This window comes from Allosalinactinospora lopnorensis, from assembly GCF_000981225.1.
Classification (GTDB): domain Bacteria; phylum Actinomycetota; class Actinomycetes; order Streptosporangiales; family Streptosporangiaceae; genus Allosalinactinospora; species Allosalinactinospora lopnorensis.
In genome coordinates this window covers 1-14,228 of sequence record NZ_LAJC01000069.1, presented here as the reverse complement: position 1 = coordinate 14,228, position 14,228 = coordinate 1, and the positions used below count along the sequence as shown (strand labels likewise).

The window sequence follows — 14,228 nt, the reverse complement described above, 5'->3', positions numbered from 1 at the left end:
CGCACCGCGCCCGCATGAGCGTTGACAGCCGGGAGGGCTGTGACTATCGTCACGGTAAGCGCTTTCCCCTACTCCTTACCCCCAGAAGGACCACCCCCGAAACGGCCGTTCGGGACCGGTCGGTCCGCAATCAGGAGAAACAATGCGAAAAACGATCGGACTCGGCATCGCCGTCGCGGTGCCGCTCACCCTGCTGGCTGCCACGCAGGTGTCCGCGAACGCGGACGAGCTCGCCCCCGGGGACGAACGGCTGGCCAGGGCCGTCCTCGGGGACCGCGACGGCTGGGCGGCCCACGGCGACGGCACCACCGGAGGCTCCGCTGCCGAGGCGGACCAGGTGCACGTGGTCGGCACCTGGGAGGAGCTGCGCGAGGCGGTCGGACCGCGCGGCGACGACACTCCCAGGATCATCGCGATCGACGGCGCCCTGAACGCCCACGTCGACGCCGACGGCGACGAGCTGGGCTGCTCGGACTACCAGGACTCGGAGTTCGACTTCGACGCCTACCTGGACACCTACTCACCGGAGAACTGGGGCATGGAGGAGGAGCCCTCCGGTCCGCTGGAGGAGGCCCGGGTCCGCTCGATGCGCAACCAGCAGGAGCAGATCCAGCTGCACCTGAACTCCAACACCACCCTCATCGGCCTGGGTGACGACGCCCGCGTGCTCGGCGGCAACATCCTGATCGACGGCGCGGACAACGTCATCGTCCGCAACATCGGCTTCGAGAACGCCCACGACTGCTGGCCGCAATGGGATCCCACCGACGGCTCCGAGGGCAACTGGAACTCCGAGTTCGACAACATGTCGGTGCGCCGCGCCGAGAATGTGTGGATCGACCACAACGAGTTCAGCGACAAGGGCATGCCGGACAGCGAGCTGCCCGAGTACCACGGCCGCGAGTACCAGGTGCACGACGGGCTGCTGGACATCACCCACGGCGCCGACCTGGTCACCGTCTCCTACAACGACTTCAGCGAGCACGACAAGACGATGCTGATCGGCAGCACCGACTCCCCCACCTACGACGTGGGCGAGCTCCGGGTCACCCTGCACCACAACCGATGGGAGAACGTCCTGCAGCGGGCGCCGCGGGTGCGCTGGGGACAGGTGCACGTCTACAACAACCACTACGTCATACCGGACAACCCCGAGGGTGAGAAGCAGTTCAGCTACTCCTGGGGGGTGGGCTACGAGTCCCAGCTCTACGCGGAGAACAACTACTTCGACATCGAGAACGACGCCGACGTCCCCAAAGTCGTCCGGGACTGGAGGGGCGAGGAGATGCAGGAGTCCGGAAGCCTCCTCAACGGGCGCAGCCCGCACCACCGGGTGAGCATGCTGGAGGAGTACAACGCGGTCGCCGACGAGCAGCTCGGCGACACCGTGGGCTGGGAGCCGACCCTCCACGACCGCGTCCACCCCACGCAGAGCGTTCCGGGTCGGGTCGGCGCGCACGCCGGCACCGGCAACCTCTGAGCGGTCAGTAAGACAGCGGTTCGGGGGTGCCGCCGCGCGCCGAGCGGCGGCACCCCCGGCATTTGAGCGGACGGAGCGCGTCCGCCCCGCCGTGTCAGCCGGCCGGGTCGGGGCCGCCCCCGGCATCCGGCCGCACCGTCGCCGCAGAGGCCGGATCGGCCGGGATGACGTCGAGGATCTCGTCGGCGATCTTGCGGGCGGGGCCGAGGTAATCGGCGTGCAGTTCCTGGACGATCTTCTGCGCCCGCACCGCCGGCCAGTTCTCCGGCAGGTGCGCCAGCGGAAGCCGGGGGTCGGCGCGCACGATCCGCAGCCACTCGGTCATCAGCAGGAGCAGCCGCGCGAGGTCATCAGGCGCTTCGGGTACGGGATGCGGTACATCCCAGCGCTCCAGGAAGCTGGTGTAGCGGGCGCGCAGATCGTCGAGGTCGTAGGCGTCCGCGATGATCTGCGCGGTCTCGGTGGGAGGACCCAGCCGGGCGCGGAAGACCCGGACGTGGGCGTCGAGCCCGAGCTCGGTGATGATGCCGGTGACGTCCACCCGCGACGGCGCGACCCACAGCCCGCTCTGCAGCGGCCCGAAGCCCGCCCACACCAGACGGGATCGCAGGTCGTGCCGCAGGCGCTGCCATGCCTCCGGCAGCGAGAACGCCAGCAGGGTCCAGGGGGCGTCGCCGTCGAGGTTGAGGACGCCGGTCTCCCAGATGCGCCGCTCCCCGTCGGCGAGGATCTCCGCACTGTGGGGGGTCAGCCCGAAGTAGACGCGGCGGCCGCGGCGCCGGCGGCTGAGGAGGCCGCGGCGGGCCATGCGGCTCAGAGTAGAGCGCACGGCCTGCTCGGAGACGCCGAGCCGGGCGAAGACATCGATGTAGCTGCCGGAGAACACGCAGATGTCGCGCCTCAGCACGAAGGTGCCGAGGAAGGTGAGCATCAGCGACTGCGGACGCGCCTTCAGGGCAGCGTCCGGCGATTCCTCCACCGTGCCCCGCCCGTGCCCCTCTTCCGTCATGCGCTCTCCTTCCACCGCCCACAGTAGTGCGGCCTCCGACCCTCTTCACGATCAATATTAGGCAAGTTATTGACGGCAGTCGAGAAAACGCCTAAATTCTGGAGCGGCGCGGGCGAGTGACCCAGGTCACCCACCCGCGATGCGCCGGAGCGGCCGGCGCCGATCACCGGAAGCAGGACGAGCGGAGATTTCCATGGAGCTGTCGGGAAAGGTCGCTCTGGTGACGGGGGCCGGCCGCGGGCTCGGCCTGGCCTATGCACGGGACCTGGCCCGCGCGGGCGCAGCGGTCGTGGTGAACGACACCGAGGAGGCCGCGGCCGAAGAGTCGGCCGAGCGCATCACAACCGACGGCGGGAGCGCCATCGCCGAGGCGGCGGCCGTCGGATCGTCCGAGGTGGCCCGGCGGCTGGTCGATCGGGCGGTGAACCGCTTCGGCAAGCTGGACATCCTGGTCACCAACGCGGGAATCCTGCGCGACCGCGTCCTCTGGAAGATGACCGACGAGGAGTTCGACGCTGTCATCGACGTCCACCTACGGGGCACGTTCACCTGCGCCCGCGCCGCTGTGACCCACATGCGCGAGCGCGGCGAGGGCGGCCGGCTGGTCATGATCGGCTCACCCGCCGGCCAGCGCGGCAACTTCGGCCAGACCAACTACTCCGCCGCCAAGGCCGGGATCGCCGCCATGGCGCGCACCTGGTCCATGGAGTGCGCCAAGGCCGGGATCACCGTCAACGCCGTCATCCCGGTCGCCGCGACCGCCATGACCGCCACCGTTCCCGCGTTCGCACCGCACGTCGAGGCCGCGCGGGAGCACGGCGCCCCTCTCCCGGACTGGATGCGCAAAACCGAGGGGTTCGGGATGCCCGCGGACGCCGCCGGACTGGTCACCTTCCTGGCCTCGGACAGCGCCGCGGAAGTGACGGGGCAGTGCATCGGTGTCGGCGGGGACCGGCTGTCGCTGTGGTCGCACCCGAAGGAGACCGCCGTCGCCTACCGCGACGGCGGCTGGAGCGCCGACGACGTCGCAGCGGCTTGGGCCTCCACGGTGGGACGGGCCCCGGAGAGCGTCGGCGTCCCGGCGCCGGAAGGCGGCACCCGGTGAACGGCATCGACCTCGACAGCGTCGTCGCCATCGACGTGCACACCCACGCCGAGGTGTCCCGGAACGGCACGGTCTCCCTCGACGAGGAGCTGCACGAGGCGTCCAGCGCCTATTTCGGGGTCGAGGGCGAGCGTAAGCCCACCCTGCCCGAGATCGCCGCGTACTACCGCGAACGGAGCATGGCCTGCGTGGTGTTCCCGGTGGACACCGAGTCCACCACCGGACATCCGGCCGTTCCCAGTGAGGAGGTGGCCGAGGCCGCGGCCGAGCACTCCGATGTGCTCATCCCCTTCGCGAGCATCGACCCGGCCAAGGGGAAGTTCGGCGCGCGGCGCGCGCGGCGGTTGGTCGAGGAACTCGGGGTCAAGGGGTTCAAGTTCCATCCCAACCTGCAGGAGTTCTATCCCAACGAACGATCGGTCTACGTGCTGTACGAGACGCTGGCCGAACTCGGCGCGATCGCGCTGTTCCACACCGGCCAGACCGGGATCGGCGCGGGCGCGCCCGGGGGCGGGGGCATCCGGCTGAAGTACTCCAACCCGCTCTACGTGGACGACGTGGCGGCGGACTTCCCGGACATGCCGATCGTCCTCGCCCATCCCTCGTTCCCGTGGCAGGACGAGGCGTTGTCGATCGCCACGCACAAGCCCCGGGTGCACATCGACCTGTCCGGCTGGTCGCCCCGGTACTTCCCCGCCCAGCTCGTCCGCTACGCCAACACCCTGCTTCAGGACAAGGTGCTGTTCGGCTCCGACTATCCGGTCATCTCACCGGACCGCTGGCTGGCCTCGTTCGACAAGCTCGACATCAAGCCCGAGGTCCGCCCGAAGATCCTCAAGGACAACGCGGCCCGGCTCCTCGGGCTGGCGAAGGGCCCCGAGTAAGGCGGGATACCGATGCGCAACGAGGGAATCGGCTCCTGGCCCGTCCGCCGCGCGCGGATGGCACCGGACCGGGTCGCCGTCGTCCACGACGACCGCGCGTTCAGCTACGCGCAGCTGCGGCAGCGCGTCCTGCGGCTGGCACACGCCCTGCGGGATCTCGGCGTGCGTGCGGGCGACCGGATCGCCTACCTGGGGACCAACCACCCTTCGCTGGTGGAGACGCTGTTCGCCGCCGGGACCATCGGCGCGGTGTTCGTACCGCTCAACACCAGGCTCACCGCGCCCGAACTCGACTACATCGTCGACGACTGCGGGGCGAGCGCACTCGTCTACGGCGCGGAGCACGCCGAAACCGCCGAGGCGCTGCGCCCACGCACCGTTCTGCGGAAGTTCATCGCCGTGGCCGGTTCCGCGGACGGCGCCTCCGGCTACGAGGAGCTGATCGCGGGCGCCGGCGAGGACCCGATCGACGAATCGGTCCGCCTCGACGACACCTGCATGATCATGTACACATCGGGCACCACGGGCCGCCCCAAAGGGGCCGTTCTCACCCATGGCAACATCACATGGAACTGCGTCAACGTCCTCGTCGAGGTGGATCTGACCGCTGACGAGGTGACGCTGGTCAGCGCCCCGCTCTTCCACGCCGCCGCGCTGAACATGACCTGCCTGCCCACCCTGCTCAAGGGCGGACGGGTGGTGATCACCCGCGGGTTCGACGCCGAAGCCACCATCGACCTGTTCTCGACGCACCGGATCACCTGGATGTTCGGCGTTCCCGCGATGTTCAACGCGCTGGCCGCCTCACCGCGGTGGGACCAGGCCGACCTGTCGTCCCTGCGGGTGCTGGAGGCCGGCGGCGCACCGGTCCCGGAAACCACGATCGCGACCTATCAGGAACGCGGTCTGACCTTCCTCCAGGGCTACGGCATGACCGAGACCGCCCCGGGTGCTCTCTTCCTCGGCGCCGCCGACAGCGTGCGCAAGGCGGGCTCGGCCGGCAAGTCGAGCTTCTTCACCGACGTCCGGGTGGTCCGCCCCGACCTGAGCGATACCGACCCGGGCGAACCAGGGGAGATCGCCGTCGCCGGCCCGAACGTCATGAGCGGCTACTGGGGGCGGCCCGGCGACACCGCCGCGGCGTTCACCAATGACGGGTGGTTCCGCACGGGGGACGTCGCCAAGGTCGACGACGAAGGCTACGTCTACGTCGTCGACCGGGTGAAGGACATGATCATCTCCGGTGGGGAGAACGTCTACCCCGCCGAGGTGGAGAACGCCCTCTACGATCACCCCGGCGTCGCCGAATGCGCCGTGATCGGTGTTGCCGACGCGAAATGGGGCGAGACCGGCCGGGCGATCGTGGTGGCGCGGCCCGGGGCCCGGGTCACACCGGAGGAGCTGATCGCTCACTGCCGCGAACGGCTCGCCCGGTACAAGATCCCCACGTCGGTGCTCTTCACCGACGCCCTCCCCCGCAACGCCTCCGGGAAGCTGCTCAAAACCCGGCTGCGCCAGACCTACGGCACTCCCTGACCACCCGCCCCGATCCTTTGTTCCCGCTTCGGAGGAGACCATGGCCATCACCGTTCACGGGCTCGACGGGCTCCGCGACGCCGCCGGCAGGGATCTCGGCCGCAGCTCCTGGCTGGAGGTCGACCAGGAACGCATCGACACCTTCGCCGACGCCACCGGCGACCACCAGTGGATCCACGTCGATCCCGAACGCGCCGGGCAGGGCCCTTTCGGCGCGCCGATCGCACACGGCTACCTGACCCTGTCGCTGATCATCCCGTTGTTCACCGAGGTGCTCAGGATCGAGGGAATCGGCATGTCCATCAATTACGGACTGAACAAGGTGCGTTTCCTCGCTCCGGTCCCGGTCGGCTCCCGGATCCGGCTGGCCGCCACCCTCGGCGAGATCACCGACGTCCCCAACGGCGTGCAGGTACTCGTTGACGGAACCATCGAGCTCGAAGGGGCCGACAAGCCCGCCTGCGTCGCCCAGGCGGTGTACCGCTACCTGGCGTGAGCGGCGGCAGCGCAGCGACCTCTCCGGCCGGAGACCGCGGCCCGGCGCTCACCCCGCCCTAAGGGCCCGCGTAGGGGAGGTCCGGGCCGCGCGCACCGCGGGGAGGAGACCGGCGAGCGCGCCGATGGGCACGGGATCCCCGGCACCGCCCACGAGCGCCCACGGGGGTATCGCGACCAGCCAGCCCTGTGACAGCGCGTATCCCGCGGTGACCAGCGCGCCCAGAACCGTGCCCGAGACACCGCCCAGTGCCGACAGCGCCATCGCCTCCACCAGGAACTGCCCCCGGATCTGCCCCCGTGTCGCGCCAAGCGCGCGGCGCAGGCCGATCTCACTGCGGCGCTCCAGCACCGAGATGACCATCGTGTTCGCCACGCCCACGCCGCCCACCAGCAGCGCCACCCCGCCGAGTCCCAGCAGCAGCCCGATGAACGTCTGGTCCACGGCCTCCTGCGCCTGCAGCGCGTCAGAGGGCCGCGATACCTTCACCTCGTGCGGACGCTGCGGGTTGAGAGTGCGGCCGAGCAGGTCGCGCACGCCGGACATCCGCTCGGGGTCGGCGCGTACGTAGACGGTGGTCGGGTGGCCGTCCATGGCGAGCCGGTCGCTCGCCGCGTCCCACCCCACCAGGACCGCGCGATCCAGTTCCGGCGCCAACTCGGCGGGAGCGAGTACTCCGACGGCGCTGTGGTACTCATCGCCGACCAGCACCCGGGTGTCCGGCCCGACCCGGTCAACGCCGAGCTGCTCGGCGGCTTTCGCCCCGAGGACCACCGCCGGGTACTCCGATGTCGCCGCGTTCAGCCACTCGCCCTCCGCCATGCGTACCCGCAGCGTTTCGAGCAGACCGAGGTCCGCGGCGTAGGTGGTGATCCCGCCCGACTCCTCTTCGGGGATGCGGTCGCTGCGGTACACGGAGACACCGGTGACCTGCGCGACCTCGGAGGCCCGCCGTACACCGTCGATGTGCTCCGCGCGTGCCGCGGCCCCTTGCGGCAGCTTCGCCTTCCCACCGAACAGCGAGTCGTCCGGGGCCGCGGTGACGAGGTTGGTGCCGAGCCGGGCGATGCGCGCGTCCAGCTCAGCCCTGCTCGACGTGGAGATGCCGACGACCGCGACCATCGCCGCGATGCCGATGGCGATCCCCAGCGCCGACAGCACCACGCGAAGGGGTCGGGCGCGCAGCCCGCTCGCCCCCGTGCGCAGCAGGTCCGCCGCTGACAGCCGCACCGGGACCGGAGCGCGGGAGACACCCCCGCCCCCGGATCACGACCCTGCCCCGGTGTGTGCGGGCCGCTCGTCGGCGGCGATCCGGCCGTCCTGGACGTGGATCCGCCGGGGCAGCCCCGCCGCCACCTCGCGGTCGTGCGTGATGACGACGACCGCGGCCCCGGCGGCGTGCAGGCCGCGCAGCAGCCGGATGACGGCCTCGCCCGACGCGGTGTCCAGGGCGCCGGTGGGTTCGTCGGCGAGGATCAGAGCGGGATCACCGACCACGGCCCTGGCGATGGCGATCCGCTGCTGCTGCCCGCCCGAGAGCTCGTGCGGGCGGTGCCCGGCCCGGTCGGCCAACCCGACCCTGCGCAACGCGGCGGCGGCCTGTTCGCGCCGCCGCCGGACCGGCAGGCCCGTGTAGAGCACACCGTCGGCGACGTTGTCCAGCGCGGTGACATTCGCGGCCAGGTGGAACTGCTGGAACACGAATCCGATCCCCTGCGCGCGCAGCGCGGACCGGCCGTTGTCGCTGAGCGCGCCGACATCGTGGCCCGCGATGCGGACGCTGCCCTCGGTGGGCGCGTCGAGCGTACCGAGCAGGTTGAGCAGTGTGGACTTGCCCGACCCCGACGGGCCGACGATGCCCACCAGTTCGCCCGCGCCGATACGCATGCTCACCCCGTCCAGGGCCCGAACCCCGCCGGGGTAGTGCCGCGCCACCCCGTCCAGCTCGGCGGCCGGCGGTGTGTGCTGAGGGCGGGAGACGACGGTCGCGGTCATGCCGGCACCACCACCGTCGTTCCCTCGTCGACGTCGCCTTCGGTGATCTCGACCTTGCCGTCGGCGAACATCCCCGTCTCCACCGGGACGTCGCGCGCGGTCTCGCCGTCGACCACGGAGACCCCGTATCCGCCTCCCGGCAGTGCGATCAGCGCGCTGACGGGCACGGCCAGCACGTCCTCCTTCCGTGCGCTCCGGAATGACACGTCCACGGGCGCCTGGTCGAGGTCACCGGTTTCCGCGCCGCTGTCCAGGCTGATCGTGACGTCCACGGTCGGCTCCCCGCCACCGTCCCCGCCGGTGCCGCCCCTGTCGTCCGGCTCCTTCGCCACGGCCCCGATCGACGTCACCTCGCCCTTCACCCGCTCGTCTCCGGGAAGGGCCACCTCGACCTCGCCGCCCTCCTCCACCAGAGCGCGGTCGGCCACTTCCACCTCCACCCGGACGACCCGCCCGGTCGAGCCGGTATTCAGGATCGGGACGGAGGGCGCCACGCGCTGGCCGACCTTGGCCTCCAGCTCCGCGACCCGGACCTTCCTCTTGGCGAACCACACACCGGCCGGCTCGACCTCGCCCGTCCGCGGCACACCGATGTCGCCCTGCCAGCGCTCCACGGCGGCGGCCGTCAGCGCGGTGTATTCGTCGTCCACCGTGAACCCGGTGTAGCCGAGCTCACTGAGCGCCTGCTCGAACTGGCGCACGTCCGTGCCCGTCACGCCCGCTTCGAGGACGCGGTAGGCGGGGCGCTCGCCGCGCAGCAGCACCACCGGTCGCCCGTCCACCTCGTAGAGCGCCTCCCCCGGCGCCACGTCCTCACCCTGCTTCGGCAGCCGGGTGAGGACGCCGTCGGCTCCCGCGAACACGGTGGCACCACTGCCGTAGCCGAGGGTGCCGCTCATCGTCATGTGCTCCTCCAGTGTCGTGCGCTCGACCTCGGCCGTGGCCTCCGGCATGTCAGCGGCGTCCGGTTCCTCGCGGGCCGCGCCCCGGGTGAGCACCCAGGCCATGGCGGCGATCGCGAGTAGCAGCAGGCTGAGGAGCAGCGCGACGACAAACCGGGCCCCGGGACGGCCCGGCGCGGGCGCCACCTCCTCCGGGTCGGGCCGTGGCTCGGTCACGTCCTCGCTGTCCTGGATGCTCACTGCGCCTTCTCACCGACCGCGTCGGGCTCGTTTCCCGTCTCCTCCTGGCATCGCTGCACCATCTTCGTCACTTCGTCGCCTTCCTCGACCGGGATCCCAAGGCCCTCGCCCTTCTTGGGGTCGTCGATGTCCAGGCCTTCCTCACGCAGGCACTGGGCCATTTCGAGGTTCCGCTCGTGCAGTTCCTCCTCCGAAGGCGCGTTCTCGTCGACGGGGAGGAGCTCCTCGCACTCCCGCAGGGCCTTGCTCTCAGGACCGGAACCGCCGTCCTGGGGGGCGGGCAGCGCGGGTACCGCCCCGTTGCCCTCGGGATCGGGCATGTCCACTCCGTTGTCCCGCATGCACTGGGTGAACTCCAGGAGTCCGTCCTCGAACTCCTTGTCCGAGCCGGTGTCGCTCCCACTGGCCGAAGCGCCGCCGTCACCGCTCTGCGGGCCGCAGCCCGCCAGCATCACTCCGCTCAGGAGCGCGGCCACCGCATATCCCGCGGTCGTTCGCATGATCGTGTCGCTCGCTTTCCGTGCTTCCTCCATCGGGTATTCCGGACCTTTCCGGAACGCCCCTCATACGAGCACCCGTCCGGTTACGCCGTGGTTAGCAGGGGCGATCTGCGACGAAGCGCTCCTCTAAGCGGTCCCTAACCCCCGGCTAACCGGGGACCGGTAATCGTGGACGCGCCACCATGCACGGGTGCTGCCGAACGTTTGGAGGACGGAGTGCGAGTGCTGATCGTGGAAGACGAGCCGTCACTCGCGCAGACGGTCGCCGAAGGGCTGCGCGGTGAGGGCATGGCCGTGGACATCGCCCCCGAGCTGCTGGAGCAACTCGCCCGGAACCTGACCGACAACGCGATCCGCTACAACCATCCCGGCGGCGAGGTGGAGGTCACGTTAGCGGTGCTAGGCGGCGATTCGGTGCTGCGGGTGAGTAACAGCGGCCCGAAGGTGGTCGGTGCCGAGCGGCTGTTCGAACCGTTCCACCGGGGCAGCGACGCCCGGCTGCACCGTGAGAAGGCGGGCAGCGGCCTGGGTCTGTCGATCGCCCGATCGATCACCACGGCCCACAACGGCACGATCACCGCCGCGCCCCGCGACGGTGGCGGACTGGTCGTCACCCTCCGCCTCCCGCACCACAGCGGAGAGCCCGCCGCCAGGCGATGACCTGCCCCGGCGCCGTGACCCCACCGGCCCAAGCGCGGGCCTGCTCTTTCTCGGTCGACGAGGGATCTGCCGACTCGGCGGCGGCCGGAGCGGCGATCAGAAACTGTCGACCGACGCATAAAGCGTGGATAAATATATGCACCCCTCGTCATCGACGCAATCGGTGATATAGATCACACAAGAATCTTTCCTGACCGATTGTGACGTTTTGTGTGCAAATTCGAGAGTTCACCCAGGTTGATCAGGACTTTCCCGAGAAGCCTGTGGTCAGCCTCGATCACAGAATAATTCGTATCGTTATTACCGTTATGTCCACTCCACCTTTCGCTTGTAGCGTCCACCAGGTCGCTTAAACGCAGGCCACAAAGGCATGCCCGGAATGCGGGCCACAGGCGAAACGACGAGGCGTTCCCCCGTTCCCCCTCCGGAAGGACAGCGAAAATGGGCGCAGCAATACGCATCAGGCAAGCCGGGGAACGCCTCCTGCCGCCGGCCGTGCGGGCGCGCCGAACGGAGCAGCGGCACCGGGAGCGGGAGGCCGCCGAAGCGCGGCGGCACGCCGAGCGGATCGCCCGGCGCAGGGAGTCGCTGCTGGCCTCCGACGACCGCCTGCGCCCCTTCGACGGCCCCGACGGGCAGGGACTGATCGGCCTGCGGGCGGAGGCCTTCACCACACGGGAGGCTTCGGCCGCCAACCTGGACCTGGTCACCGAGGCGGCGGTGCGCGCGGGCGTGGACTACTTCCTCGTTCCCGGCAGGTCGCGCACCCGCCACGTGGTGGGGATACGCCGGGCCGACAAGAAGACGTTCCTGAACGCCATGCGCGAGCTGTACCGCGACAGTGCCGTATACGCGGCAAAGCCCGCATCCGGCGGAACCCTCGAAGCGAGTCCGGCGCTGTACGCCGAGGGCGCGCTGCCCGAGGAGGTGAAGAAGGCCGGCGTCATCCGGTTCGCGCGCTACCTCCTCGGCCCCTCGGGACGGCTGCTGGCGGGCCTGGAGCACGGCTGCGACGTGGAGTTCTGGCGCGACGGCGACAAGTTCCTGGACGACCCCGCCTACGCGGACAAGTACGCCCGCCTGCGCGTTCAGGTGCCCGAGGACGTCCTGGCCCGCTCCTGGGTGGCGCCGCGCCGCAACAGGGTCGCCGACGTGCTCCCCGCCGACCAGCGCGTGCCCGCCGCCGCGGTCGTCGCGGGCCGCCGCCACCCCACCTTCGAACCGTTCACCCGCCCGCGCGTGGACCAGGTCGACTTCCCCATCGACGTCGTCTATACCTGGATGGACGGCGACGACCCCGAACTGGCGGCCGAGCGGGCGCGCCACCGAAGCCGAGCGGCGCGCATCGCCGAGCGGGAGACCGGCGCCTCCCGCTACACCAGCCGCGACGAGCTCAAGTACTCGCTGCGGTCGGTACACGCCTACGCGCCCTTCGTCCGGAACATCTACATCGTCACCGACAGGCAGACGCCGCCGTGGCTGGACAGCTCCGCCGACGGCGTCAGCGTGATCGACCACCGCGACGTGTTCAGCGACACAGACGTCCTGCCGGTGTTCAACTCACACGCCATCGAGACGCAGCTGCACCACATCACCGGCTGAGCGAGCGCTACCTCTACCTCAACGACGACGTCTTCTTCGGGCGCCCCGCCGCCGCCGAGGACTTCTTCCACGCCAACGGAATCGCGAAACTCCCCTTCTCTCCGTTCCAGATCGGTCTGGGAGAGCCGCACCCGCAAGAGCCCGCACCCAACTCGGCGGGGAAGAACGTGCGCGCGCTGCTGGAGCGGGAGCACGACCGGTTCATCACGAACAAGGCCAAGCACACCCCGCACCCCCAGATCCGCGAGACCATGGCCGAACTGGAGAAGAAGTTCGCCGCGCACGTGGAGGCGACCGCGGCCTCCCGGTTCCGCTCCACCGGGGACATCGCGATGGCGACGACGCTGCACCATCACCACGCGCTGCTCACGGGCCGCGCCGTCCCGGGCGAGTACCGCCTGCGCTATGTGGACGTCGCGGCGCCCGACGCACAAGAGCGCTTGGCAGAGCTCGCCTCCGAGCGCGGCCACGACTACTTCTGCCTCAACGACGTGGACACCCCGCCCGAGCGCAGAGAAGAGATCGACCGCATGGTCCGCGACTTCCTTGAGGAGCACTTCCCGTTCCCCTCCCCCTGGGAGAAGTCGCCGCGGTGAACGGCCGGCCGCTCGCGCTGCCACCGAAGGAACCTGCCGGTCCCCGAGGAACCGCTGCGGGCCGACGGCGACGCGGTGCCGCGGGTGATCAGCAGAGGTCGGCGAACGCCGCGCGGAGCCGCCGGGACACCGGGCTCACCCGCCGACGGCGGGGTGGCTCTCGACGACGACCTCGGAGTGCAGCGTCCGGTGGACGGGGCACTTGTCGGCGATCTCCATGAGCGCGGCGCGCTGGTCGTCGTCGAGGTCGCCCTCGATGCTGATCTCGCGCCGGATGTGGTCGATCCGGCCCTCCTCGGTCTCGCAGTGCTCGCAGTCCTCAGCGTGGATGCGGCTGTGCCGCAGCGTGACCGTGGCATTGCGCAGCGGCCACCCCTTGCGCTGCGCGTACATCCGCAGCGTCATCGACGTGCACGCCCCGAGCGCCGCCAGCAGCAGATCGTAGGGGGCGGGTCCGATGTCCGTGCCGCCGGCGGAGGCGGGTTCGTCCGCGACGAGCGTGTGCGGCCCGATCGTGATGTGCTGGGCGTAGCCGTTCCCGCCGGCCTCGGTGACGACCGTGGCCCGCGGCCCGTCCGCTTCGCCGGGTGAGGAGCGGTCGGAGGCTTCAGGGGCGGCGAGGGAGCGCCCGGCCCACGCGGCGACGATGTCGGCGACGTAGCCGCTGTCCTGACTGCGGGTCAGCAGGTGGTCCGCCCCGTCGACGGCCACGAACGAGGCTGCGTCGCGGGCCGCCTCGTAGATCGCCCGGGCGCTCTCGACGCCGATGGTCTCGTCCTGCGGGGAGTGCAGCACCAGCAGCGGGGCTCCCAGGGCGGCGATCCGCCGGCGCTGCAGCCGTTCGGCGATGTCGGCGAGGAACCGCCGGCTGATCGCGAAGGGCCGCCCCGCGAGCCGTACCTCGCTTTTCCCGTGGTCCCGGTCGCCTCGGGGTCTGCTTCGAGCAGCTCGCGCACGCGGTCCGAATCGGCCGGCGCCCCGATCGTGACGACCGCCCGGACACCGGATACCCGCTCCGCGGCCGCCAGTACGGCGGCACCACCCAGCGAGTGGCCGATCAGGGCCGACGGCGGCGCGAGGGTTTCGCGCAGGTGCTCGGCGGCCCGTACGAGATCGCCGACACCGGGGGGCGCCGCCGGGGCCGCTCGGCCCGGCGAAGCCGAAGCTGAGCACGGCGATACCGCGGCCGGCGAGGCCGCGGGCGATCCGCGCGGCCGCGTCAG

General features: G+C 70.7%; 15 protein-coding genes. 9 read left to right on the top strand and 6 right to left on the bottom strand.

The window, feature by feature from the left end; genetic code table 11:
• The first annotated feature begins 142 nt into the window (after positions 1-142).
• Complete coding sequence (locus VS93_RS20990; protein WP_046471608.1) at positions 143-1,480, top strand: pectate lyase family protein; 1,338 nt, start codon at positions 143-145, stop codon at positions 1,478-1,480.
• A 94-nt stretch (positions 1,481-1,574) separates the two neighbouring features.
• On the opposite strand, the gene VS93_RS20985 is transcribed toward VS93_RS20990, so the two are convergent.
• Positions 1,575-2,489 carry a PaaX family transcriptional regulator gene (locus tag VS93_RS20985; protein ID WP_082127074.1) on the bottom strand — a complete coding sequence of 305 codons (915 nt, stop codon included), beginning with the start codon at positions 2,487-2,489 and terminating at the stop codon, positions 1,575-1,577.
• 193 nt (positions 2,490-2,682) lie between these two features.
• On the opposite strand from VS93_RS20985, the gene VS93_RS20980 reads away from it, so the two are divergent.
• Genes VS93_RS20980 through VS93_RS20965 form a run of 4 tightly spaced genes read left to right on the top strand, consistent with a single transcriptional unit; the run spans position 2,683 to position 6,510 of the window.
• On the top strand, positions 2,683-3,594 hold the full coding sequence (locus VS93_RS20980; RefSeq protein WP_046471607.1) for an SDR family NAD(P)-dependent oxidoreductase: 912 nt from the start codon (positions 2,683-2,685) through the stop codon (positions 3,592-3,594).
• Entirely contained in the window at positions 3,591-4,478 is an 888-nt protein-coding gene (locus VS93_RS20975) for an amidohydrolase family protein (protein ID WP_275451699.1), read from the top strand. Before VS93_RS20980 ends, VS93_RS20975 begins: the two co-directional genes overlap by 4 nt.
• A 12-nt stretch (positions 4,479-4,490) precedes the next feature.
• Positions 4,491-6,014, top strand: a complete 1,524-nt coding sequence (locus VS93_RS20970; RefSeq protein WP_046471606.1) for an acyl-CoA synthetase — start codon at positions 4,491-4,493, stop codon at positions 6,012-6,014.
• Between the two features lie 40 nt (positions 6,015-6,054).
• The gene (locus tag VS93_RS20965) at positions 6,055-6,510 is read left to right on the top strand and encodes a MaoC family dehydratase (protein ID WP_046471605.1); all 456 of its coding nucleotides are present in this window, start codon (positions 6,055-6,057) and stop codon (positions 6,508-6,510) included.
• A gap of 48 nt (positions 6,511-6,558) precedes the next feature.
• Here VS93_RS20965 and VS93_RS20960 read toward each other — a convergent pair whose 3' ends face one another.
• From VS93_RS20960 to VS93_RS20945, 4 genes are read right to left on the bottom strand one after another with little or no spacing between them, the layout of a single operon-like run.
• Complete coding sequence (locus VS93_RS20960) at positions 6,559-7,740, bottom strand: ABC transporter permease (RefSeq protein ID WP_046471604.1); 1,182 nt, start codon at positions 7,738-7,740, stop codon at positions 6,559-6,561.
• 36 nt (positions 7,741-7,776) lie between these two features.
• Positions 7,777-8,505, bottom strand: a complete 729-nt coding sequence (locus VS93_RS20955; protein WP_046471603.1) for an ABC transporter ATP-binding protein — start codon at positions 8,503-8,505, stop codon at positions 7,777-7,779.
• The gene (locus tag VS93_RS20950; RefSeq protein ID WP_052745906.1) at positions 8,502-9,647 is read right to left on the bottom strand and encodes a peptidoglycan-binding protein; all 1,146 of its coding nucleotides are present in this window, start codon (positions 9,645-9,647) and stop codon (positions 8,502-8,504) included. Before VS93_RS20950 ends, VS93_RS20955 begins: the two co-directional genes overlap by 4 nt.
• Entirely contained in the window at positions 9,644-10,147 is a 504-nt protein-coding gene (locus tag VS93_RS20945; protein ID WP_046471621.1) for a hypothetical protein, read from the bottom strand. The genes VS93_RS20950 and VS93_RS20945 overlap by 4 nt, the downstream gene beginning before the upstream one ends.
• 222 nt (positions 10,148-10,369) lie before the next feature.
• On the opposite strand from VS93_RS20945, the gene VS93_RS20940 reads away from it, so the two are divergent.
• The 3 genes from VS93_RS20940 to VS93_RS33110 all read left to right on the top strand — a co-directional run bounded on the left by VS93_RS20940 (position 10,370) and on the right by VS93_RS33110 (position 13,005).
• Positions 10,370-10,807 carry an ATP-binding response regulator gene (locus tag VS93_RS20940; protein WP_052745904.1) on the top strand — a complete coding sequence of 146 codons (438 nt, stop codon included), beginning with the start codon at positions 10,370-10,372 and terminating at the stop codon, positions 10,805-10,807.
• A gap of 441 nt (positions 10,808-11,248) precedes the next feature.
• Positions 11,249-12,409: a stealth family protein gene (locus tag VS93_RS20935; RefSeq protein WP_338022775.1), complete on the top strand. Its 1,161-nt coding sequence runs from the start codon at positions 11,249-11,251 to the stop codon at positions 12,407-12,409.
• 167 nt (positions 12,410-12,576) lie between these two features.
• Entirely contained in the window at positions 12,577-13,005 is a 429-nt protein-coding gene (locus VS93_RS33110; RefSeq protein WP_338022774.1) for a stealth conserved region 3 domain-containing protein, read from the top strand.
• Between the two features lie 135 nt (positions 13,006-13,140).
• On the opposite strand, the gene VS93_RS29820 is transcribed toward VS93_RS33110, so the two are convergent.
• Entirely contained in the window at positions 13,141-13,800 is a 660-nt protein-coding gene (locus VS93_RS29820; protein WP_052745903.1) for an OsmC family protein, read from the bottom strand.
• On the opposite strand from VS93_RS29820, the gene VS93_RS31985 reads away from it, so the two are divergent.
• Positions 13,792-14,228: hypothetical protein (locus VS93_RS31985; protein WP_236700646.1), on the top strand; the 437-nt coding region annotated here is incomplete at its 3' end. The genes VS93_RS29820 and VS93_RS31985 overlap by 9 nt on opposite strands.

Coding starts and splice junctions, on each gene's coding strand:
- VS93_RS20990 (WP_046471608.1), top strand. CDS start 143: ATGCGAAAAACGATCGGACTCGGCATCGCCGTCGCGGTGCCGCTCACC.
- VS93_RS20985 (WP_082127074.1), bottom strand. CDS start 2,489: ATGACGGAAGAGGGGCACGGGCGGGGCACGGTGGAGGAATCGCCGGAC.
- VS93_RS20980 (WP_046471607.1), top strand. CDS start 2,683: ATGGAGCTGTCGGGAAAGGTCGCTCTGGTGACGGGGGCCGGCCGCGGG.
- VS93_RS20970 (WP_046471606.1), top strand. CDS start 4,491: ATGCGCAACGAGGGAATCGGCTCCTGGCCCGTCCGCCGCGCGCGGATG.
- VS93_RS20965 (WP_046471605.1), top strand. CDS start 6,055: ATGGCCATCACCGTTCACGGGCTCGACGGGCTCCGCGACGCCGCCGGC.
- VS93_RS20955 (WP_046471603.1), bottom strand. CDS start 8,505: ATGACCGCGACCGTCGTCTCCCGCCCTCAGCACACACCGCCGGCCGCC.
- VS93_RS20945 (WP_046471621.1), bottom strand. CDS start 10,147: ATGCGAACGACCGCGGGATATGCGGTGGCCGCGCTCCTGAGCGGAGTG.
- VS93_RS20935 (WP_338022775.1), top strand. CDS start 11,249: ATGGGCGCAGCAATACGCATCAGGCAAGCCGGGGAACGCCTCCTGCCG.